This is a genomic window from Pseudomonas sp. FYR_2 (genome assembly GCF_043106425.1).
Classification (GTDB): domain Bacteria; phylum Pseudomonadota; class Gammaproteobacteria; order Pseudomonadales; family Pseudomonadaceae; genus Aquipseudomonas; species Aquipseudomonas monteilii.
Map to the genome: position 1 here is coordinate 82,180 of NZ_JBICMM010000040.1, position 21,395 is coordinate 103,574.

Here is a 21,395-nt window from a genome sequence, read left to right on the forward strand (position 1 = left end):
ACCCGCTCAACTCCCCTATTCGAGGCACTCGTGTCAAAAGGCATCGTTTCATCGGTCATGGCGTCCTGTCTGTTCGCTGTGATGTATTTCTATACCTCGCTGCTCACGCCACTGGATGGCGAAGAGATCTTTGGCTGGCGCACCCTGCTGACGCTGCCCTGCCTCACCTTGTTCATGCTGGTCTCGAAAGACTGGAAACGCGTGGGCGAGCTGCTGGCCCGGGTAAAGCGCACGCCTGTCCTGTTGCTGGGCATGGTCGGTACCTCGTGGCTGATGGGCGTACAGTTGTGGCTGTTCCTCTGGGCACCCTTGCATGGGCGCAGCCTGGAAGTGTCGATGGGCTATTTCCTGCTGCCACTGGCCATGGTCCTGACCGGGCGGCTGGTGTACGGCGAGCGTCTATCACGCCTGCAAAAGGTGGCCGTGGCCTGTGCCGCACTGGGCGTGGGCCACGAGCTGTACCAAAACGGCAGTTTTGCCTGGGAAACCCTGTTGGTGACGATCGGCTACCCGATCTATTTCGTGCTGCGCCGACGCTGCCGCACCGACCACCTGGGCGGGCTGTGGTGCGACATGTGCCTGCTGCTACCGTGGGCGTTGTACTTCGTTATCCAGGGCCCGCTTTCCAGCGCTGACCTGCAAGCCCACCCTGGGCTGTATGCGTTGATCCCGATCCTTGGGGCGATCAGCGCCTCGGCCCTGATCGCCTACGTGCTCGCCAGCCGCATGCTGCCATTTAGCCTGTTCGGCCTGCTCAGCTACGTCGAGCCCGTGCTGCTGGTGGGCGTGGCGTTGCTGCTGGGCGAAACCATCGGCCCGGATCAGTGGCTGACCTACCTGCCGATCTGGGCCGCGGTGCTGGTGCTGGTGCTCGAGGGTTTCAAGCACCTGCTGCGTCAGCGTCGCCGTTCGGTGTAAGCCGAACCTGGCGCACCCGCCGCTCTTCCACCGCCTCCACGGTCAGCGTCCAGCCATTCCAGGCCAGGCGGTCACCCACCATCGGCAGGCGGTCGAGCAGGCTCATCACCAGGCCGGCGAGGGTCTGGTAGTCCTCGGTAGCACGGGCACTGAAGCCGGTACGCGCATGGACCTGGCTCAGGTTCAGCGCACCACTGACCACGAAGCCCTCGCCCTCCTGGACAATGCCGGGGCCTTCAACCTCGCTGGCATCCGGCAGTTCACCGGCAATCGACTCAAGGATGTCGGTCATGGTCAGCAGGCCGGTGAAGTCACCGAACTCGTTGACCACGAAGGCGATGTGAGTCGACTGGCCACGCATCTGCTCCAGGGCGTTGAGAATGCTGAAGCTCTCCAGCAAATTCAGCGGCACACGCGCCATGCCTTCCAGGTCCGGCTGGCTGCCCGACAGCAGCTCCTTGAGCAATTCCTTCTTGTGCACAAAGCCCAGAGGCTCGTCGACACGGCCATTGCGGATCAGCGGCAGGCGCGAGTACGGCGAGTTGGCCAGGGCCTGGGTAATGGCGTCGGCCGGTTGCCCCAGGTCGATCATGTCGACCTCGGCACGGGCGGTCATCACCGTACGGATAGGCCGCTCGGCCAGGTTCAGCACGCCACTGATCATCACCCGCTCACGGCGGTCGAACAGCACCTGCTCCTCACCCCCCTCGACCAGGTCGGCGATTTCCTCACCCACTTCGTCCGCCTCGACACGGCGGCCACCCAGCAGGCGCAGCACGGCATGGGCAGTGCGTTCACGCAACGGCCGGTGCTGCTGCAAGCTGCGCTTGCGGCGGGCACGGGCCAGCTGGTTGAACAGCTCGATAAGGATCGAGAAGCCGATGGCCGCGTACAGGTAGCCTTTCGGGATATGGAAGCCCAGGCCTTCGGCGGTCAGGCTGAAACCGATCATCATCAGGAAGCCCAGGCACAACATGATGACTGTGGGGTGGGCGTTGACGAAGCGGGTCAGCGGTTTGCTGGCAACGATCATGATACCGATCGAGAAAATCACGGCGATCATCATTACCGACAGATGCTCGACCATGCCCACCGCGGTAATGACCGCGTCCAGGGAGAACACCGCGTCAAGCACCACGATCTGCGCCACGATCGGCCAGAACGCAGCATGACGCAGCGTACCACTGGCCTGGGTTACATGGCCCTCAAGACGTTCATGCAGTTCCATGGTGGCCTTGAACAGCAGGAACACACCACCGAACAGCATGATCAGGTCCCGGCCGGAGAAGCTCTTGCCGAACACTTCGAACAGCGGCGCGGTGAGGGTGACCATCCACGAGATGCTGGCCAACAGGCCCAGGCGCATGATCAATGCCAGGCTCAGGCCAATCACCCGCGCGCGGTCACGCTGATGCGGCGGCAGTTTGTCTGCCAGGATGGCGATGAACACCAGGTTGTCGATACCCAGCACCAGCTCAAGGACGATAAGCGTCAACAGGCCTAGCCAGGCCGTGGGATCGGCTAGCCATTCCATTAGCGGGTACTCACAGGGGAAGCGTCACGAGGACGGGGGAAGGATGGCCAGAAAGGCCGAAAACTGGGGGGCTCCGCGAAGGTGCTCATATAGACCTTGTTAACAAATTGGGAAAATGATCCTACAAGCAGCACTGGTTTCTGTGATAGCGCAAAACTATTACAAAACCTGTATCAGGTGTGGGGCGGCATTTAGGGGGTACTTTTCTTCAATACCCTCGACAGCCAAGGGCTGAAAATCACGGTTCCTTCCAGCCACCGGATCTTTCTCATGAGCCTGTCCCTGTCCATGGCCGCCTTCGCACTGGCGGCGTCGATTTCCCCCGGCCCGGTCAACATCATTGCTCTGGGCAGCGGCGCCAACCATGGCTTACGCGCCAGCCTGGCGCATGTGGCCGGCGCCACGCTGGGCTTCTGCCTGTTGCTGGTGCTGGTCGGGCTGGGCCTGCATCAACTGCTGCTGCGCTGGCCGCTACTGGGCCTGCTGTTGCACTGGGGCGGCGTGGCGTTTCTGCTGTACATGGCGTGGAAGCTGGCCCGCGACGACGGCCGGCTGACCGGCACACACTCGACAACAGCGCCTTCAGCCTGGCACGGCGCGGCAATGCAATGGTTAAACCCCAAGGCTTGGCTGGCGGCAGTGGCCGGGGTCGGCGCTTACACGGGGGGTGAACAGCACCTGCTGTGGCTCTTTGCCTGGATCTATGGCCCGATCTGTTTTGTTTCGGTTGCGTGTTGGGCATGGGCCGGGAGCATGATTCGCCAGTATCTGGGCAACCCACGGCACGTGCGCTTGCTCAATCGAGGGTTGGCGGTGTTGCTGGTAGGCAGTGCTGTCTACCTGGTTATCTGACGCCAGCGGCATCGCGGTAATGCCCCGGTGTCGCCGCCAGGTGCTGCTTGAATGCCCGCTGCAGATGCGCCTGGTCGGCAAACCCGGCCTCCTGCGCCACCTCGGCAATCGCGCGGCCTTGGCGCAGCTGCGCCCTGGCCAGCTGTACGCGCTGATCGAGCAGGTAGCCATGCGGCGTCAGCCCGAAGCGTTGGCCAAATGCACGAATCAGGTAGGAACGTGACAGGCCGCAGGCGGTGCAGATGTCTTCCAGGCTCAGCGGATCGCTACGATGGGCACGTATGAAGGCTGCCGCCGCGTCCAGCCGTGGGTTACCTGCTTCACCCTCGCCAGTTTCACCCGAGAGAAAGCCCGGCAATGCGCAAAACAGGGTCGCCAGGCGCGCCTCCCTGTCAGGCACGCTGGCGTCGAACAGGTCGGCAAAAGCCTGCATCAAACGTTGGTACAGCGCAGGCGAGCTACTCCAGGTTTGCGTCGGCAAGGTGAAACCCAGCGCCTGTAACCAAGGCATGTCGACAAACAGCATCAGGTAGGACCAAGGCTCGCCATCGATGGGGTTGCAGGTATGCACCACGCCCGGGTTCATCAGCACCGTGGTGCCGGCCCCCACCTCAATGCGCAGGCCCCCGTTCAGGTAAGTGCTGCGTCCACCGGTGATCACACCGATGGAAAAGCTCTCGTGGGAATGAGCGGCATAACACACCTGCCGCCCGTCCCCTACCCGCCGGGCTTCGACGAAGGGTAACGCAGGGTCACGCCAGAACCGTGATGCCTCTATCATCCTCTCGCCCACGCGTTGCTCAGATGCCCCGATACTACACGGTTATCGCGCAAACAGATCGAGCGTGCGTTCCACTTCACCGATATCGATCCTGAAACCATCGCCCTCCGGTATCCCCACCACAAAGCCGAACTGCTGGTGGTCGCGATCCGTCAGGTATTTGTAGTAGCTGACAAACCGGTTAGGCGGCTGCAAGGTCAGCAGGCTACCGCCAGGCTGCAGCACATTCACGCCATGTACCAACTGGCTACCCTCTACGCCAATGACCACGTTTGCCCCGGCACAGGCTGCGACAATACTCGGTACATCAGACTTCAGCGGGTTGACCACGCGAAAACCACGGGTAACCCGCAGATGCTCGGCAAGCTCCAGCTCATTGCGCAGCAGGCGCAGGTCGCCGTCGCCGCCCCGCAGCAGGAACACGCCTGGGTGCGGGGCATGCGGCACATGCGACAGCAGCTTGTCCCCCATGGCCCGGTAGCGGGCGTGGCGGCTACGGTTGTTGCTCTGGTCATCGAACAGCACCAGCTCACGGAAAAACGCACTGCGCAGGCGCAGCGGCTTCATGTCCAGCCAGTCTTCATAGGCGGGGGCCTGGGTGAACAACGGGTATTTGGCCGAGGGGGCGGTGGTCACCGGGATACCTTCGTTACAGGCCAGCGCATAGGTCGGGCAATCTTCCATCAGCCAGGTGCCGAACCAGGAGTTGCCGTTTTGCGTGCAATAAATGGCTGCACGATCGATTTCGTTGTCCACGATGATGCCCGGAAAGGTGCTGGGTTTCAGTGACAACCAATGGCTGGCCTTGCCCTTGTACAACGCACCATCGACCAGCCACACATTCTTGATCAGGTAACCCCGGGTTGGCCCTTGCAGCGTACTGATGCCGCCCTCCATGGTGCGCGCAGGGTGTACGTAGGGGTAAAAACGCTTGCCCTCCCAGCCCGTCACCCGCTCCAGCTGGCCGGGCAGGTAGATGGCCGGTGGCGACACCGTGGTCTCGCCCGGCGCAATGTCCCAGCTCCTGGTAGCCACACTCTTGAGGTCAATGGCCGTGTTCTTGCCCAGGCGTTTTCGCGCCATGTAGCGGTAGGCAGCCAGTGTCCAGGTGTGCTGCTTGGCTGCGGGCGATGCACTGAACTGCGAGATGTCGCTTCCCATGAAGCGTCCTCCCTTGGTAACGAAATCAGAAACCGGGCGCATCGCGCCCTCTCAACGCATCCCTGGCTAACACTCAGTTGGACATCACCCTTTCCATCGCGGGGGGGGATTGCAGGTTGGCATACCGGCTGCGCAATGCTTCCACAAACGGTTCGCCCGCACCGTTGCCGCCATACAGGTAAATCTTGTGCAGCCCGCCAAACACCATTTCGTGGTAGCGGCTGGCAAATTCTTCTTCACTCGGCCCCTCGGGCAACCCCAGGTGCAACGTGAGCTTGTCGCCTTCGACCGCGAACATCGGCGTGTCCCACAAAAACTTCGCCGTGCCGGCCTTGGGCAAGCGAACGAACAGGTAGGCATGGTTGCCCAACGAGTCGATATCGCCGCCACGCCGGCGCTTCCACTTCAACAGCCCGTCATCTGGCCGCGCCAGGCACAGGCCGATGTCGTAATAATCGAAACCCTGTTCCAGTGCCCATTCAAGGGCCATGAACGTGGTGATGGAGTTCACTTCACGCAACTTCTTGGCATCGGAAAACACCGCTTCGCAATAACCAAAGCGCAAGGTGCTCCAATAGCGCTTGCCGCCGCGCACCACTTCGCACCCCAAATGGCAGCCGATTACCTCATCGCCCAAGGTAATCAGGTCGAGCCGGCCAACGCCCTTGGCGATCCGGAACACTTCGTCGGTGGGGAACTGTGCCGCATGAATGCCTTGTCTGGCCGTGGCATAGGGGCGCAGCAGGTCTCGGTCAGCCATGGCGATCTCGTCGTCCGAGAGGGTTTGGCGCATCTGGTAAAGTGGGCGGTTCTTGCGGATGCTGCGGCGCAGTTCGCTGTCGTACCGGGCCGTGATGTCTTCCAGCGGGCGCCCCAGCGGCACCACGGCACTCAGATAATGCGGCACTGACAACGCGCCTGAGGTGGGCACTTCGCTGATCACCACAACATGGTTGGCCGCCGCAGTCGCGCTTGCACCCTCCACGATCGACGCACTGCCCTGGCCCTTGCCGCCAATCAGCAGTTTGGCCATTTCCCGTTGCTGCTTGCGCCCTATGTAGAGGATTTCGTACGGGCTTTCCTGCTGCATCCGGAACCTGGCAACTTCCCAACGCCAGAAACAGGCACGCGCCAGCACTTCACGCACCTTGCTGGCCAGCAGCCTCATTTCGTAGCGCATGGAGGGCGACAGGAGTTTTCGCGCCACAGCCGTCAAGGTCTCTTTCATTTCTTCTTCGACGTCCTTTGAAGTGCTCTATGGTCTATCGGAAAAAGAGAAAAAATCAGCAAAAACACCTAACGTCTTGATTTTTATAGTATGAGCTCAAACTTATTTATCACATTCAGTAACAATTTAAGATGCCTGCAAACGCTTTGGCAAGCGGCCTCCCGCTAACTTTAGATCAAGTTTCATGGCGTCAAATTTCCTGCATGAAGTCCATACCCGACAAGCACTTTGCTATAACCGTGCCCGGTGCGCGCCGATGCAATTATCACTTCGCTATCAATCGATAACCCTTGATGCCGTCTTTGCATAACAACCCTAGAATGCGAAGGCAGCCTGTCGACAAGCACGAGGGGCCCTGTTGAGCCAGACTGGTGTTTTTTCGGCAGCCGGTGCATGCTCGCAGCTGAAGCGATTCACCCGGCTTGAAACCCGCCCCGCTAAGTGAGGTGCAGTACCCATGGACCGTCTGCTCGATTCACTCTTCCCCAACGCCGATAGCATTCCGCAAATCTGGCGCCTGGAAGCCCCCCTGGAACAACGTGATTACCTGGTGAACGGCGAGCTCAGGCGCTGGGACGGCCCCTTGGCCACGGTACGCAGCCCCATCTGGCTCAAGGAAGGCGGCGAAGAACGCCAAGTGGTGCTGGGCAGCGCCCCACTGCTTGATGCCGACACCGCCCTTACCGCGCTCGACGCCGCCGTTCAGGCCTACGACAAAGGCCGTGGTACCTGGCCGAACATGCGTGTGGCCGAGCGTATCCAGCACGTCGAAACCTTCCTGGCACGCATGCGCGAGCAGCGCCAGGCCGTGGTCAAGTTGCTGATGTGGGAGATCGGCAAAAACCTCAAGGACTCGGAAAAGGAATTCGACCGCACCTGCGACTACATCGTCGACACCATCAACGCCCTCAAGGACCTCGACCGCCGCTCCAGCCGCTTCGAGCTTGAACAAGGCACGCTGGGCCAGATCCGCCGGGCGCCGCTGGGTGTCGCCCTGTGCATGGGGCCCTACAACTACCCGCTCAACGAAACCTTCACCACACTGATCCCCGCGCTGATCATGGGCAACACCGTGGTGTTCAAGCCCGCCAAGTTCGGTGTGCTGTTGATCCGCCCGCTGCTCGAAGCCTTCCGTGACAGCTTCCCGCCCGGGGTGATCAACGTGATCTATGGTCGAGGCCGGGAAACCGTGAGCGCGCTGATGGCCAGCGGCAACGTCGATGTGTTCGCTTTCATCGGTACGCACAAGGCCGCCAGCGACCTGAAAAAGCTGCACCCACGCCCTCACCGCCTGCGCGCCGCGCTGGGGCTGGATGCCAAGAACCCGGGTATCGTGCTGCCCCAGGTCGACCTCGACAACGCCGTAGAAGAAGCGGTCACCGGTGCGCTGTCGTTCAATGGCCAGCGCTGCACGGCACTGAAAATCCTGTTTGTCCACGAGGATGTGGTCGATGCCTTCCTCGACAAGTTCCAGCGCAAACTGGCCGCGCTCAAGCCCGGCATGCCCTGGGAGCCCGGTGTAGCACTGACACCGCTGCCCGAGCCTGGCAAGGTCGACTACCTCGACGGCCTGGTCGCCGATGCCACGGCCAAGGGCGCTCGAGTGCTCAACGAAGGTGGCGGGCAGAGCCGCGGCTCATTCTTCTACCCAGCCTTGCTGTACCCGGTCAGCCAGGCCATGCGCGTGTACCACGAAGAGCAGTTCGGCCCCCTGGTGCCCGTAGTGCCCTACCGCGACCTGCAAACCGTGATCGACTACGTGCTGGACTCCGATTACGGCCAGCAACTGAGCCTGTTCGGCAACGACCCGGCTACCATCGGCAGCCTGGTCGACACCTTCGCCAACCAGGTCGGGCGCATCAACATCAATGCGCAGTGCCAACGTGGCCCGGACACCTACCCGTTCAACGGCCGCAAGAACAGCGCCGAAGGCACCCTGTCGGTGCATGATGCCTTGCGTGTGTTCTCCATCCGCACTCTGGTCGCCACCCGCTTCCAGGAGGCCAACAAGGCGCTGATCAGCGAAATCATCCGCAACCGCCAGTCGACCTTCCTGACCACCGACTACATCTTCTGACGGCCGCGCTTATAGGAAATCGATCTAGGGCCATTGTCGATTTTCCCTCTGTGCAAACGACTCTAAGCAACAGGGCGCCCTCCGGCGCCCACTGCGAAGGAGAGTCGAACATGGCAGCCAAACCCATCCCCGAAGGCCAGCACAGCCTTACCCCGTACCTGGCCATCAACGATGCCGCCAAGGCCATCGAGTTCTACAAGCAGGCCTTTGGCGCGGTCGAGATGTTCCGCCTCGATGCCCCAGGTGGCCGTGTGGGCCATGCCGAGCTGAAAATCGGTGATTCGTCGCTGATGCTGGGCGACCCCTGCGACATGGAGGGCGGCCTTACCGCCAGCCAGAAACTCAGCGGCGCAGGCGTGGGCCTGCACTTGTATGTCGAAGACTGCGACAAGGTCTACGCTCAAGCATTGGCGGCCGGCGGCACCCAGTTGCACCCGTTGACGGACCAGTTCTACGGCGACCGCAGCGGCACCCTGAAAGACCCGTTCGGCAACATCTGGTTCGTCTCCACTCACAAGGAGGACCTCACCCCGGACGAAATTCGTGCCCGTGCCGCGAAGCTGTTTGGCGGCAACTGAGCGGCAAGTTGAAAGCAGCGCGACTTTGCTTGAAGCTTGGGGCTCGTAGCTTGGAGCTGCTTCATGCGAATCATCGACAAATCCGCCGCCCAGGTGCGCAGCCTGACCCCCGCCGAAGAAGAGCTGCTGGTCGGCTTTGCCACCGGTAGCCTTGGCGGCCCGCGCCTGCTGCAGGCCAACCAGCTGCTGATGAACGTGCGCAACGCAAACCAGTGGCTGGCCTGTGACTGCCGCAACGACGCCTTGCCGGTGCTCAATGTCACCCTTAACGGCAGTACCGGCACGCTGTTTCTCAAGAACAACCCGGGCACGGCAGAACACGCGCCTGGCTGCCCGTTCACCAAGGACGAGCGGGAGGCAGCCGAGCGTGAAAACGACCCTGCCCCACCTGCGGCCTGGCTGCCACCCGACACGCCGCTACGCCTGATCGGCGACTTCCGCAGCGCCACCAGCAGTGCCAGCGGCGAGGGCAACGACCGCCGGGAACAACAGCGCCTGCTGTCGCTGCTGCTGACCTGGATCGAAACCAGCGGCCTCAACCTGTATGCCACCCACCTGAAAAAGGACCTGACCACCCAGTTTGCCGAACTGCGCAGCGTTGCCAGTCGCTACCCGCTGCTGGAGCGGGTGCCCGCCAGCAACTACCTGGAAACCCGCCTGGACATGAAGCACATGATGATGCTCAAGGCCCGCCTGCGCGATGCCTCTGTGTTCGGCAACCACCGCCGGCACGGCTTGCTGCTGGACTGTGTCGACCAGATCAAAGGGCGCAAGCTGTTCAACAACCGTAATGAAGACGGCTTCGATTTCCAGGGGCACCACCTGTATTGGGGCGGTAGCCGTACCACCGGGCCGCTCCTGGCGCTGATGATCTACTCGCCGACCAGCGCCGGCAGCCATTTCTATGAGCTGATCCATGTGGCCAGCGTACCGGTACTGTCCCGCGCTCACCTGTTCCCGGTGTACCGCGACGAAGAGCGCGAGCCGCTCAAGGCGCTGGTGTCGTTGATTGACTGGATGGCCAGCAAAGGTGTGAAAGTGCAAATGCGCAGGCCGGTGATTGGCGGGCAGGTCATGGATGAACTGGTGCTGACCTCCGACCGGGACCGGGTGCTGTCCGTGTCGTTGCTGGAACAGCCGATTGGGCCTGAGCCGGATGCCGAGAATTTCAAGCGTTATGCCGACTTCAAGAGCATGGAAACCTTCAGCAGATTCGTTGCCGGCTTTTTCATGCGGGAGCGTTGAAATCCCAGGGCCGCTTTGCGGCCCATCGCCGGCAAGCCAGCTCCCACAAGTACTGCATAGCTCTTCAGCATTGCGCGGTCCCTGTGAGAGCTTGCTGTCGGCGATGAGGCCAGTACAGGCAGCCTCAAGCTTTCAAGTCAGCCCAGGAACAGCTTGTAAGCCGGGTTATCGGTCTCATCCCAATACCGATACCCCATCTCATCCAGCGCCAACGGCAACCCCGCTACCTCGTCCCCCGGCACCTCCAACGCCGCGAAAACCCGGGCCTCTGCCGCGCCATGGTTGCGGTAATGGAACAGGCTGATGTTCCAGCGCTTGCCCAGCCGCTCCAGAAAGCCCAACAACGCCCCAGGCCGCTCGGGGAATTCGAAGCGCATGACCCGCTCATCAGCCCCCGGTGCAGCATGGCCACCCACGGTATGGCGCACATGCAGCTTGGCCAGCTCGTTTTCGGTCAGGTCCAGCACGCTGTAACCCTGCTCGCGCAGGTTGGCCAGCAACTGCTCACGCGGATCGTGAACAGGGTGGGTCTGCACCCCGACAAACAAGCGCGCCTCTTTACCGGGGTAATAGCGATAGTTGAACTCGGTGATCTGCCGCTTGCCCAGCGCCTGGCAAAACGCGCGGAAGCTCCCCGGCTGTTCCGGAATGGTCACAGCGATGATCGCCTCGCGCTGTTCCCCCAGCTCCGCCCGCTCGGCCACATGGCGCAGGCGGTCGAAGTTGACGTTCGCCCCGGAATCGATGGCAACCAGGGTCTGCCCCTGTACGCCGTCGCGTGCCACGTATTTCTTGATCCCGGCCACCGCCAAGGCGCCGGACGGCTCGGTGATCGAACGGGTATCGTCATAGATGTCCTTGATCGCCGCACACAGCTCATCGCTGCTCACGGTCACCACCTCGTCGACGAAGTGCCGGCACAGCTCGAAACAATGGGCGCCGATCTGCGCCACCGCTACACCATCGGCAAACGTACCGACCTGCGGCAGGATCACCCGCTCGCCAGCGGCCATGGCAGCCTGCAGGCAGTTGGAGTCTTCCGGCTCCACGCCGATCACCTTCACCTCTGGGCGCAGGTACTTCACATAGGCAGCAATGCCGGCGATCAAACCGCCACCACCGACCGGTACGAAGATGGCATCCAGCGCACCCGGGCGCTGGCGCAGGATTTCCATGGCCACCGTGCCCTGCCCGGCGATCACGTCCGGGTCATCGAACGGCGGCACAAAGGTAGCGCCTTCGCTGTCGGCCAGCTTCAACGCGTGTGCCAGGGCGTGCGGGAAGCTTTCACCGTGCAGCACCACATGGCCGCCACGTGAACGCACCCCTTCCACCTTCAGCGATGGCGTGGTGGTGGGCATGACGATGGTGGCTTTCATGCCCAGGTGCGAGGCTGCCAGGGCGACGCCTTGGGCATGGTTGCCGGCCGAAGCGGTAATGACCCCGCGCTCACGCTGCGCACGGGTCAGGCGCGACAGCCGGGTGTAGGCACCACGGATCTTGAACGAGAAGGTAGGCTGCAGGTCTTCGCGCTTGAGCAATACCTGGTTACCCAGGCTGGCAGACAGGGCAGGCGCGGCTTGCAGAGGCGTTTCGATGGCCAGGTCGTACACCGGGGCGGCAAGAATGCGCCGCACCTGCTCCGACAGCAGTTGCTGGGGGGTGACGGCAGTACGCGGGACGCTGAAGCTGGTCATCGATGACTCCTTGGCTGTTTTCAGTTTGCCCAGGAGTCAGAGAGAAGAAACCCGCCTCCAGGGCGGGTTCGGTGCACGTACGCGCTAGCCCGCCAAGCTGATAATGGCGGTAATAATAATGGCGTTCACGTGCGGGAATGTATTCATGGGGTAGGAACTTAGCCGGTAGCGCGGCACAAAGTCAACACTTGGCTTGCTGCGCCGAAAGCGGCACATCGAACACCTTGTCGAACCCCCACTGGAAGACAAAGGCGTAAACGAAGAAGAACACGAACAACGCCAGGTTGGTCAGCAGTGCCGCCCACAGGCTGACGTCCAACCAGTACGCCACCAGCGGCAGCAAAATCACCACCAGCCCCCCCTCGAAACCCAGTGCATGCAGCAAGCGCCGCATGAAAGTGCGCTCCCGCTGGTGCTGGCGCGCCTCCCAACGTTCGAACACCCAGTTGTAGCCCATGTTCCAGCTCATCGCGATGCCCGACATCAGCACCGACAGCACGGTCGAATGCGCCATGCCGGCACCGAACGCCAGCTCCAGCGCAGGCGCCACGCAGGCCACAGCGATGGCTTCGTAAAGAATGGCCTGGACGATCTTGCGCGCCTTGCCTTGCATGTTCAGCTCCCTGGGTAAACGACCTGTAAAACTACAAGATGTGGCCCACAAGAAAAAGCCCAAATTTGGACAACCTCGCATTCGGCTGCTTGTATCTATCCCGTACAAACGGCGACATGTCGTACAACTTCGTCGAGGGAACCGAGCGAGGATACAGACGATGGCCTATTCCATTCTGCCGGTGACTGCCGCATGAGCCTGGCATTCATCGATTTTCTCACCTATGTGCTGTTCGGCCTGAAGATCCTGGCGATCATTCTCGCCTCGTTGATGTTCCTGCTGGGCCTGGACGACCTGTTCATCGACCTGTGCTATTGGGGGCGAAAGCTGATCCGGCGTTTTCGCATCTACGACAGGTTCGAGAAGGCCGACGAGAAACGCCTGTACGAAGTCCCGGAAAAACCTTTGGCCATCATGGTCCCGGCCTGGAACGAAGTGGGCGTGGTTGGTGAAATGGCGCGCCTGGCGGCCTCCACCATCGACTACGAAAACTACCAGATCTTTGTCGGCACCTACCCGAACGACCCGCAAACCCAGGCCGATGTCGACGCGGTGTGCCTGCACTACCCCAACGTGCACAAGGTGGTATGCGCCCGCCCCGGCCCCACCAGCAAGGCCGACTGCCTGAACAACATCATCGACGCGCTGCTGCGCTTTCAGCAGGACGCCCGTATCGAGTTCGCCGGTTTTATCCTGCACGACGCCGAAGACGTGATTTCGCCCATGGAGCTGCGCCTGTTCAATTACCTGCTGCCGAAAAAGGACATGATCCAGATCCCGGTGTACCCCTACGCACCCGAATGGAAGGGCTTTACCGCCGGCCACTATGTCGACGAGTTCGCCGAAAACCACGGCAAGGACGTTATCGTTCGCGAAGCACTCACCGGCCAGGTGCCCAGTGCCGGGGTCGGCACCTGTTTCAGCCGTCGCGCTATCAGTGCGCTGCTGGAAGACGGCGACGGCATCGCCTTCGACGTGCAAAGCCTCACCGAAGACTACGACATTGGTTTTCGCCTGAAGCAAAAAGGCATGAAGTGCATTTTCGCCCGCTACTCCATCAGCGACCCGGCGCTGACCCTGAAACAGGAATGGCGCCCGGGCATGAGCCGGGAGTTTTCCCAGGTAATCTGCGTACGCGAGCACTTCCCGCGGGACTGGCAGCATGCCATTCGGCAAAAGTCGCGGTGGATCGTCGGCATCGTGTTCCAGGGCACCAGCAACCTGGGCTGGAGCCGCAAGGGCGCGCTCAACTACTTCCTCTGGCGCGACCGCCGTGGGCTGTTCGCCTACCTGCTGAGTTTTCTGGTCAACCTGTTGCTGCTGGTGTTGCTGGCCATGTGGCTGGTCACGGTGATTGCGCCGGATTCGTGGCGCTTCATGTCGATCCTTAGCGACAGCTGGCTGCTCTCGACCCTGCTCTGGCTCAACGGCCTGATGCTGTTCAACCGCCTGTTCCAGCGCGGCTGGTTCGTTACCCGTTTCTACGGCATTGGCGAAGGCCTGCTGTCGGCACCGCGCATGATGTGGAGCAACTTCGTCAACTTCTTCGCCAACCTGCGTGCCCTGCGCCAGGTCATGGAGATGGGTGACTCTCGGCGCGTGGCCTGGGACAAGACCACACACGAGTTCCCCGCCATCGCCGCCCCTGCCCGCACGCCACTGGGCCAGCGACTGGTGGCCAAAGGGTTGATCAGCGACGAGCAGTTGCAACAGGCAATCAACAGCCCTGTGCGCCGGCGCCTGGGCCGCGAACTGCTGCTGCGTGGCTGGGTAAACAGCGAACAGTTGGTGGCCACCCTGGCCGAGCAGCTAGACATACCATGGGCTCCGCTGAACCCGTTCAAGCTCGAACCGCTACTGATCGCCAAACTGCCGCGCAAACTGGCGACGCACTACGGCGTGCTGCCGGTGGCCGAGGACGGCGACACGCTGATCCTGGCCAGCGAAAGCCCGGTCAGCCAAGTGTCACTGGGGGTAATCAGCCGCCACCTCAAACGCCCGGTACGCGTGCGCCTGGCACCACAAGGCCGGGTAACCCTGGGCCTGCGCTACCACTACCCAAGCCCCTGGCAGAAGCCGGAAACCCGCGACATGCTGGCCACGCTCGCACGCCATCAGGACGACGAGGCGCTGCTGGAACGGGTCAGCCACCACCAGGTCATGCTCGGTACCTTGCTGCAGGTGCGCGGTATGGTGCCCGTCACCTTGTTCAACCAGGCACTGATCGACTTCGACCCCGAACACCAGAGCCTGGGCGAGCACCTGATCGCGCGCGGCATCATCACCGAGCAGGTGTTGCAGCAAGCACTCGACGAACAGGCCAGCGAACAGCAGGCTGCCCTTGACCTGACCCGGGAGGTGGCATGAAGCCGCGTTTTACTCTCACCTTCACTGGCCTGTTGCTGTGCTCCGCCGCACTGCCCGTCGCCGCCTCGGCACCGATGACCGATTTCCAGCGGTTCACCAGCTTTCCGTTCATGGACCGCAGTTATCGTGAGGCCAGGAAAGACAACTGGGCCGAGGTCGAGCGCCTGACCCGTCACGTGCTGGGCCGCGTGCCGAACAACGACGAAGCCCGCGCACTGCTGGTAGAAGCCCTGGCTCACCAACGCCGCTACAAGGACGCCGAAGCACTGGCCGAACAACTGCAAGGCAGCCCCGAATACGCCGACGCGCTGCTCGAACTTCGCCTGACGTGGATCGAGCAGGACCCACCGCCAGCCAGCCAGGTCGAGCAATGGCTGGCCACCAGCGATGCCATGCACCGGGTGCGCCTGTGGCAGGCTTACAGCCTGAGCCTGGCCAAGTTCGGGGGTGCTGGCAAAGCGCTGGAATGGCTGAACCAGCTGCCACCGCGCGATGATGGTCAGGTACTGCGCCTGGCCCGTGCCAGCTTTGCCGAACAGCTGCGCAACTGGAAGGAAACCATCGAGCAACTGCAGCCGCTCGCCGACAAGGGCCAGTTACCCGCCGGAGACTGGCAACGCCTGGCCAATGCATATATCCAGCAGGTGGACGAAAAAGGGCTGAACACGCTGCTGGCCAGCGCACCCTCCCCTCAGGCAGCCAGCCAGGCACGCCTGGCCATGGCCAACCGCGCCATTGCCGTCGGCCACAACCAACAGGCCCAACGCTGGTTGCAGTCGCTGCCGCCCGATCAGTTGAATCAACCCGAGCAGCGCCAGCAACTGTGGGAGCTGGCCCGCGAAGGCGATGATGCGGCAATGGTAATGCGCTTGAGCAACGCCCTGCAGCGCCCCTGCCTGGAGACCGTGGACTGGCTGTCGCGCCATGATCCGGATCTGGCCCGCGAGCAGTTCAAAGGCTGCACGACCACGGCCGATGCACGCGCCTACGCCGTGCTCAAGCAACGCCTGTACGGCGACCCGCCACAGCCGCCGCAACCGCGTACCGCCAGCGAATGGGAAAAGCGCTACCGCCAAAGCGACGACCTGGCCGCGCTGGAGCAAGCCACCTTCCTGTTGGTGGAACAAGGCCAGGTGGCACACGCCCGGGAACTGCTGGAGCACGCCTACGACCGCCGCCAAGGCCGCCTCAGCCCGTCGTTGCTGCAACGCCTGGGCAACCTGTATACACGTACTGACGGGCCGTTGGACAGCCGCCGCATGCTTGGCCTGATACCACGAGTGGATGCCAACACCCGCGCCCAGTTACTCAGCCGCCTGGCCGAAGCCGGTCAGTGCGATGCCGTGCACCAGGCGATACCGGCCACCCCGAGCGAACCCGGCCAGTACCGCGCACTGGGCCGCTGCGCCATGCCTGACCAGCCCGGCGAAGCGGTGGTCTACTACCAGGCCGCCGAACGCTTGGGCGGCAGCGGCGATCGCCTGCCCTTGGCCTATGCCCTTGAAGCGGCGGGCGACTCCGAGGCGGCCCTGCCCATCTGGCGCAGCGTCCCGGACAGCGCCTGGACCGACAACGCCCGCCTCACCGCCGCCCGTGGTGCGCTGAATGCCGGCGATGCAGAAGCCGCTCGACGCTACTGGGACGCCGCCGCGCACCACAGTGCTGATGACTGGGCGCTGGGCGCCGCCATTGCCCAGCGCCAGGGCGATTACCCGTCCGCCTTGGGCTTCCAGCGCCAGGCATTGGCCAGCAACCCACGCGCCGACCACTACTACGCGGCCGCAAGCACCGCGCAGCTGGCCGGCGACAGCGCGCAAAGCATGGCCTGGCTGGCCGAAGCGGTGCGCCTGGCCCCCGATCAGCCACGCTACCGCGCCGATTACGGCATGCGCCTGGCCGGCGCCACAGACAAGGCCCAGCGCCGCCAGTCGATCCCGTACCTGGAGCAGGCGACCCACGACTTCCCCGAGGACTACCGCCTCGGCGAAACGCTGGCCTTGCGCTACGACGAAGCCGAAGACAGCGCCTCGGCACGCCGCGAACTGCGCCGTATCCTCGATGTGGAGCAGAACCTGGTCGACGGTGACGACGAATACGGCAGCCTGGAAGCCCGCAAATACCGCCAGCGCAGGGCCCACGAAGCCCTGTCACGGCGTGACACCATCACCCTAGCCAGCACCTGGTCGCCCGCCGGCACCTCGACCAACGACAAGTTCCTCGACAACGGCCAGCGCAGCGGCAGCTCGCGCCGCGCACAATCGCAGAACGTGCAGCTGGTCATGTGGGACCACGCCCTGGGTGAAGAGCCCAGCCGCAACGGCAGCACCCTGTCGGTGTATGGCCGGGTACTGTTCGGTGGTCAGGGCCGTACCGATTACGCGCAAAGCATGGGTACCGGTGTTGGCCTGCGCTACAAGCCGCTCGGCCAGGCCAACCTCAACCTGTACGCCGAGCTGTATCACCAGCGGCAGATCGACGAAGAACACTATCGCAGCCTGAGCCTGGGGCAGTTGTTGAGCCCGGCCAAGGTCGGCGGCAACTGGGGCGACCTGCGCCACAACGCCGAGTCGAGCAACGACCTGCTGCTGCGCGCCACGGCCTCATTCCTTGACCAAGGTGACTGGCGCAACGACTGGCGGGTGGATGAAGACGACTGGAACGAGCGCTTCCTCTACCTCGACGCCGCCTGGTGGACACGTGCCGGCGACCATGCCTGGCTGTCGCGCTACCAGCAGGGGCATGCCTGGAAGCTGCCCAGCAGCTCACCGCAAACCCTGATGCCCTACGGCTTTGTCGAGTTCTCCAGCCAGGACCCGAGCAACGACTGGCGCCAGGACGCCCGTGCGGGGGTGGGTGTGCGTTGGCAGTGGTGGTTCGATGACGACCGCTACAACGCCTACCGCGGCTCGCTGAAAGTGCGTGCCGAATACCAGCAGTCGCTGGGCGGCAATCTTTACGAGCGCGCCAACGGCGTGCTGGTCGGTGCGGAGATGACCTTCTGATGCGTACGATCCTCGCCCTCTGCCTGCTTGCCCTGTGCCTGCCGGCCACAGCTGACCAGCGCCTGTTCTACCAACCCCTGAACCGCGACGCCAGTATCACCCCTGCCCAGTGGCAACAGCTGTGGCACGCCACCGTGGCGCAGGGTGGCAAGACCCTGATCGTGCAGTGGAGCGCGTATGGTGACAGCGATTTTGGCGGTGCCCAGGGCTGGCTGGCAAACAGCCTGCGTAGCGCACGTGCCCAAGGCCTGCAACTGATCGTGGGGTTGTACATGGACCCGGCCTACTACCAGCGCCTCGACGAACTGGACGGCGAAGGGATGAACAGCTACTGGAAAGCGCAGCTGGGTCGCTCGCTCAGTCAGTACCAGCAATTGCGCCAGACCTGGCAGTTGCCGGTGGACGGTTGGTACCTGCCGATGGAGCTGGACGACCAGCACTTTCGTGAGGCTGAACGGCGCGATGCGCTGTACAGCCAGTTGCAGGCCTTCAACCGCCAGCTGGACAAACCGTTGCATATCAGTGCGTTCAGCGCGGGCAAATTGTCGCCAAGAATCAACGCCGCGTGGCTGGAGCAACTGGCCGGGTTGGGCTTGACTGTCTGGTGGCAGGATGGCGCCGGGACCGGGCGTTTGCCCGCGTTGGTACGCCAAGGCTATGAACAGGCTTTGCCGTGCCGGGTGGGCGTGGTGCGCGAGGCGTTCCGCCAGGTGAGCGGACCAGGGCAGGCATTCAGGGCTGAGCCCGCCGAACCGAAGCTGGGTAGCGGGTGCCATGCCGAGGCGGTGTTTGCCTTGCGCTACCGGCCCTGGGCGCGGAACGTTCTGCCACAGAATTGAGCCACCAGGCCCGGCCTGTTCGCGGGCATGCCCGCTCCCACACAGACCGCACAGCACTCGAACGCTGTGGGGGACCTGTGGGGGTTTACCCGCGATAGGGCCGGGCCTGGCAAAGCAGTACTCCCAGGAGCCCCCGATGTTCAAAACCATCGAAGCACACGTACGCCAGCAGGTCGCCCCCGCCGCCCTGCGCGCCGAATTCCGCCAGCACGAATTCGAGTCCATGCGCCCGTTCTGCCTGCTGGTGTTCTGCATCAGTATCCTGATCTGGCTGGTCTTCGACCTGATCGTCAGCTTCCTCGGCGGCCAGGGTTTCACCTGGCTGTCCTACCTGTTCATCGCCCTGCTGGGCTGCCTGACCATCGTGCTGCACTTCACACGCCGCAGCCATCACTTCGACGTGCTCAACCTGCTGTTCATTGCCGTCATCACCTTGGGCATGCGCCTGGTGATCGAAGGCATCCCGGTAGCCCTGCGCCCGGTGTGGCTGGTGCTCGGCGTCTCCACCGTGCTGTACGCCGTGTCGGTGCAGCCGGTGCGACGCTGGTCGTTCTTCTGCGCCATGGTCATCACCTGGGTGATGCTCAACCCTTTCTACCACACGCGCATTGAACCGGGCGCCCTCGAAGGCGCCATGCTCATCAGCTACGCCATTTTCCTCAGCGGCCTGGTGAGCTACAGCTACCTGCAAATCCGCAAGGCCAAACTGCACAACTTCTACCTGTCGAAGGTGCTGCTTGAGCAGGCTTATGTCGACGCCCTGACCGAAATCCCCAACCGCCGCTCGTTCATGGCCGAAACAGAGCAGCAATTGAAACGGGCGACGCCCGGGCAGTATCTGGCGATGGTCGACATAGACAACTTCAAGAAGGTCAATGACCGTTTTGGCCACGACGTGGGTGATGAAGTGCTCAGACGCGTGGCACTGCACATCAAGGCGGCCATGGCCGGTTCCGGGTTTGCCCGATTGGGCGGTGAGGAATTTGCCATTTTTCTTGAGGGGCTGGACCAGCAAAGTGCTGAACAGCAGGTAGAGGCATTGGTACGCAGAGTGCGTGAAGATGCAGGCACACATCCGGTAACCATCAGTATCGGCCTGGCGCAGGTGAGCGCGGGCGATACATTGACCATGGCACTGATCAAGGCCGACCAGGCGCTGTATGAAGCCAAGCACACGGGCAAGGACCGGTTTGTGTTGTGGACTACCCGGCTGGCAGCCGAATCCTGAACTGCGCACCACCCAGCGCCGATTGCGCCACCGTCAAGGTGCCGCCCTGCCCCTCGATCGCTCGCCGGCTGATCGCCAACCCAAGGCCAAACCCGCCGGTGTTGCGATCCCGGCTGCGGTCCAGGCGGTAGAACGGTTGGAAAATCCGCTCGCGCTCCTCAACCGGTATGCCAATGCCGTCATCCTCCACGGTCAGCAGGCAGGCACCATCGCCCTCCAGCCGCAGCCGCAACAACAGGCTTTCATCGCAATAACGCATGGCATTGCGCACCAGGTTCTGCACCGCACGCGCCGTCAAGCGCGGGTCCAGCACGAACCGGGGCAGATTACCCTCGGCCTGCACTTCCCAACGGATACCCCGGCCGTCGAGTTCCTCGGCAAAACCACCGAGCACGCTGTCGACCAGCTCCAGCAACGACACTTCGACCCGCTCGCGGGCCTGGTCGGCATTGTACAGCCGGCTGTAGGACAGCAGTTCCAGCACCAGTTCATCCAGCTCACGCACATGCCCCACCAGTTCCAGCAGGCGTTTGCGGCTGGCCGGCGGCACCTCGTCGAACAGCAATACCAGGCCGAAATCCAGCCGGGTCAGGGGTGTGCGCAATTCGTGCGACACTGCATTCAGCAGCTCGCGCTGCTGGTTGACGTGGCGCTCCAGGTCGCTGGCCATGGTGTCGAACACGCCAGCCAACTCACCAATGTTGGAATGCGGCGAAATATGCGTACGTTCGGCCATCTGCCCCTGGCCCAGGCGCCGAGCGGTTTCCTTCAGGCGCTCCAGGTCGCGCCAGTGCGGCCATACCCACAGCAGCAGACACCCCAGCATGGCCGCACCAATCAGCACGGTCACCCCCCACGACAACACGTTGATGTCCAGCGGGTCTGGCGGTGAGTGCAGGCGCACCAGCCATTCCTTGTCCAGCGGTGCCAGCACGGTTTCGTAGTAGCCCCACTCGGCAATGCGCACCGCGTACAAACCATGCTCCAGGCGCACCTGTTCTTCATCGCTCAGGCCGGCCTGGTCCATGCGCAGGAGTTGCAATTCCAGCGGCGCGAAATCACTGGCCAGTTCTTGCTCCACGGCTGGCCACTGCTCGCGCGGGGCCTGCCGGAACTGGCGCACGATCAACGCCTGCACGCCCTTGGCCTGGTCCAGGTTGTAGGCCATGAAGCGGTCGCGGAACAGGCCGACAATGGTGTCGGGGATGAACAGCAACGCACCGGCGTAGGCAACGATGATCACCAGGTACAGCCGCACCAGGATCTTGAGCATGG

16 protein-coding genes are annotated in these 21,395 nt (G+C 62.8%); 9 read left to right on the top strand and 7 right to left on the bottom strand.

Translation table 11 applies throughout. The features are described 5' to 3' along the window. The first annotated feature begins 30 nt into the window (after nucleotides 1-30). Entirely contained in the window at nucleotides 31-918 is an 888-nt protein-coding gene (gene rarD, locus ACF8R4_RS16615) for an EamA family transporter RarD (RefSeq protein ID WP_060500918.1), read from the top strand. Here rarD and ACF8R4_RS16620 read toward each other — a convergent pair. Next, nucleotides 881-2,452, bottom strand: coding sequence for a TerC family protein (locus tag ACF8R4_RS16620; RefSeq protein ID WP_060500921.1), 1,572 nt, complete (start codon nucleotides 2,450-2,452; stop codon nucleotides 881-883). The genes rarD and ACF8R4_RS16620 overlap by 38 nt on opposite strands. Nucleotides 2,453-2,722: 270 nt before the next feature. Here ACF8R4_RS16620 and ACF8R4_RS16625 point away from each other — a divergent pair, with 270 nt between their 5' ends. After that, a complete protein-coding gene (locus tag ACF8R4_RS16625; RefSeq protein ID WP_060500923.1) occupies nucleotides 2,723-3,304 on the top strand; it encodes a LysE family translocator in 582 nt (193 codons plus the stop codon). Here ACF8R4_RS16625 and ACF8R4_RS16630 read toward each other — a convergent pair. The 3 genes from ACF8R4_RS16630 to ACF8R4_RS16640 form a co-directional block, all read right to left on the bottom strand. Next, nucleotides 3,297-4,085 (bottom strand): AraC family transcriptional regulator, encoded by a 789-nt coding sequence (locus tag ACF8R4_RS16630; RefSeq protein WP_060500925.1) that lies wholly within the window; start codon nucleotides 4,083-4,085, stop codon nucleotides 3,297-3,299. The two genes, ACF8R4_RS16625 and ACF8R4_RS16630, sit on opposite strands and share 8 nt — an antisense overlap. A 42-nt stretch (nucleotides 4,086-4,127) precedes the next feature. Continuing rightward, nucleotides 4,128-5,246, bottom strand: a complete 1,119-nt coding sequence (locus ACF8R4_RS16635; RefSeq protein ID WP_060500927.1) for a glycosyltransferase 61 family protein — start codon at nucleotides 5,244-5,246, stop codon at nucleotides 4,128-4,130. Between the two features lie 73 nt (nucleotides 5,247-5,319). Further along, a complete protein-coding gene (locus ACF8R4_RS16640) occupies nucleotides 5,320-6,474 on the bottom strand; it encodes a hypothetical protein (protein WP_104834670.1) in 1,155 nt (384 codons plus the stop codon). A 457-nt stretch (nucleotides 6,475-6,931) separates the two neighbouring features. On the opposite strand from ACF8R4_RS16640, the gene ACF8R4_RS16645 reads away from it, so the two are divergent. From ACF8R4_RS16645 to ACF8R4_RS16655, 3 genes are all read left to right on the top strand, one after another. Beyond that, a complete protein-coding gene (locus tag ACF8R4_RS16645; protein WP_392492946.1) occupies nucleotides 6,932-8,551 on the top strand; it encodes an NADP-dependent glyceraldehyde-3-phosphate dehydrogenase in 1,620 nt (539 codons plus the stop codon). A 110-nt stretch (nucleotides 8,552-8,661) separates the two neighbouring features. Further along, on the top strand, nucleotides 8,662-9,129 hold the full coding sequence (locus ACF8R4_RS16650) for a VOC family protein (protein ID WP_060500934.1): 468 nt from the start codon (nucleotides 8,662-8,664) through the stop codon (nucleotides 9,127-9,129). Between the two features lie 63 nt (nucleotides 9,130-9,192). Next, a complete protein-coding gene (locus tag ACF8R4_RS16655) occupies nucleotides 9,193-10,374 on the top strand; it encodes a hypothetical protein (RefSeq protein WP_164524571.1) in 1,182 nt (393 codons plus the stop codon). Nucleotides 10,375-10,511: 137 nt separating this feature from the next. Here ACF8R4_RS16655 and ilvA read toward each other — a convergent pair whose 3' ends face one another. Then, complete coding sequence (gene ilvA / locus ACF8R4_RS16660) at nucleotides 10,512-12,071, bottom strand: threonine ammonia-lyase, biosynthetic (RefSeq protein ID WP_082426453.1); 1,560 nt, start codon at nucleotides 12,069-12,071, stop codon at nucleotides 10,512-10,514. Between the two features lie 181 nt (nucleotides 12,072-12,252). Further along, complete coding sequence (locus ACF8R4_RS16665) at nucleotides 12,253-12,684, bottom strand: PACE efflux transporter (RefSeq protein WP_060500938.1); 432 nt, start codon at nucleotides 12,682-12,684, stop codon at nucleotides 12,253-12,255. 192 nt (nucleotides 12,685-12,876) lie between these two features. Between ACF8R4_RS16665 and nrfB the strand changes: the two genes are divergently transcribed. The 4 genes from nrfB to ACF8R4_RS16685 all read left to right on the top strand — a co-directional run bounded on the left by nrfB (nucleotide 12,877) and on the right by ACF8R4_RS16685 (nucleotide 20,120). After that, on the top strand, nucleotides 12,877-15,051 hold the full coding sequence (gene nrfB / locus ACF8R4_RS16670; RefSeq protein ID WP_164524572.1) for a cyclic di-3',5'-guanylate-activated glycosyltransferase NrfB: 2,175 nt from the start codon (nucleotides 12,877-12,879) through the stop codon (nucleotides 15,049-15,051). Further along, nucleotides 15,048-18,053: a phage receptor gene (locus ACF8R4_RS16675; RefSeq protein WP_200929386.1), complete on the top strand. Its 3,006-nt coding sequence runs from the start codon at nucleotides 15,048-15,050 to the stop codon at nucleotides 18,051-18,053. Before nrfB ends, ACF8R4_RS16675 begins: the two co-directional genes overlap by 4 nt. Then, nucleotides 18,053-18,892, top strand: a complete 840-nt coding sequence (locus ACF8R4_RS16680; protein WP_104834663.1) for a DUF4434 family protein — start codon at nucleotides 18,053-18,055, stop codon at nucleotides 18,890-18,892. The genes ACF8R4_RS16675 and ACF8R4_RS16680 overlap by 1 nt, the downstream gene beginning before the upstream one ends. A gap of 136 nt (nucleotides 18,893-19,028) precedes the next feature. After that, nucleotides 19,029-20,120 (top strand): diguanylate cyclase, encoded by a 1,092-nt coding sequence (locus tag ACF8R4_RS16685; protein ID WP_060500945.1) that lies wholly within the window; start codon nucleotides 19,029-19,031, stop codon nucleotides 20,118-20,120. Here the strand turns inward: ACF8R4_RS16685 and ACF8R4_RS16690 are convergent. After that, the gene (locus tag ACF8R4_RS16690; protein ID WP_392492948.1) at nucleotides 20,095-21,393 is read right to left on the bottom strand and encodes an ATP-binding protein; all 1,299 of its coding nucleotides are present in this window, start codon (nucleotides 21,391-21,393) and stop codon (nucleotides 20,095-20,097) included. The genes ACF8R4_RS16685 and ACF8R4_RS16690 overlap by 26 nt on opposite strands. Nucleotides 21,394-21,395 lie beyond the last annotated feature (2 nt).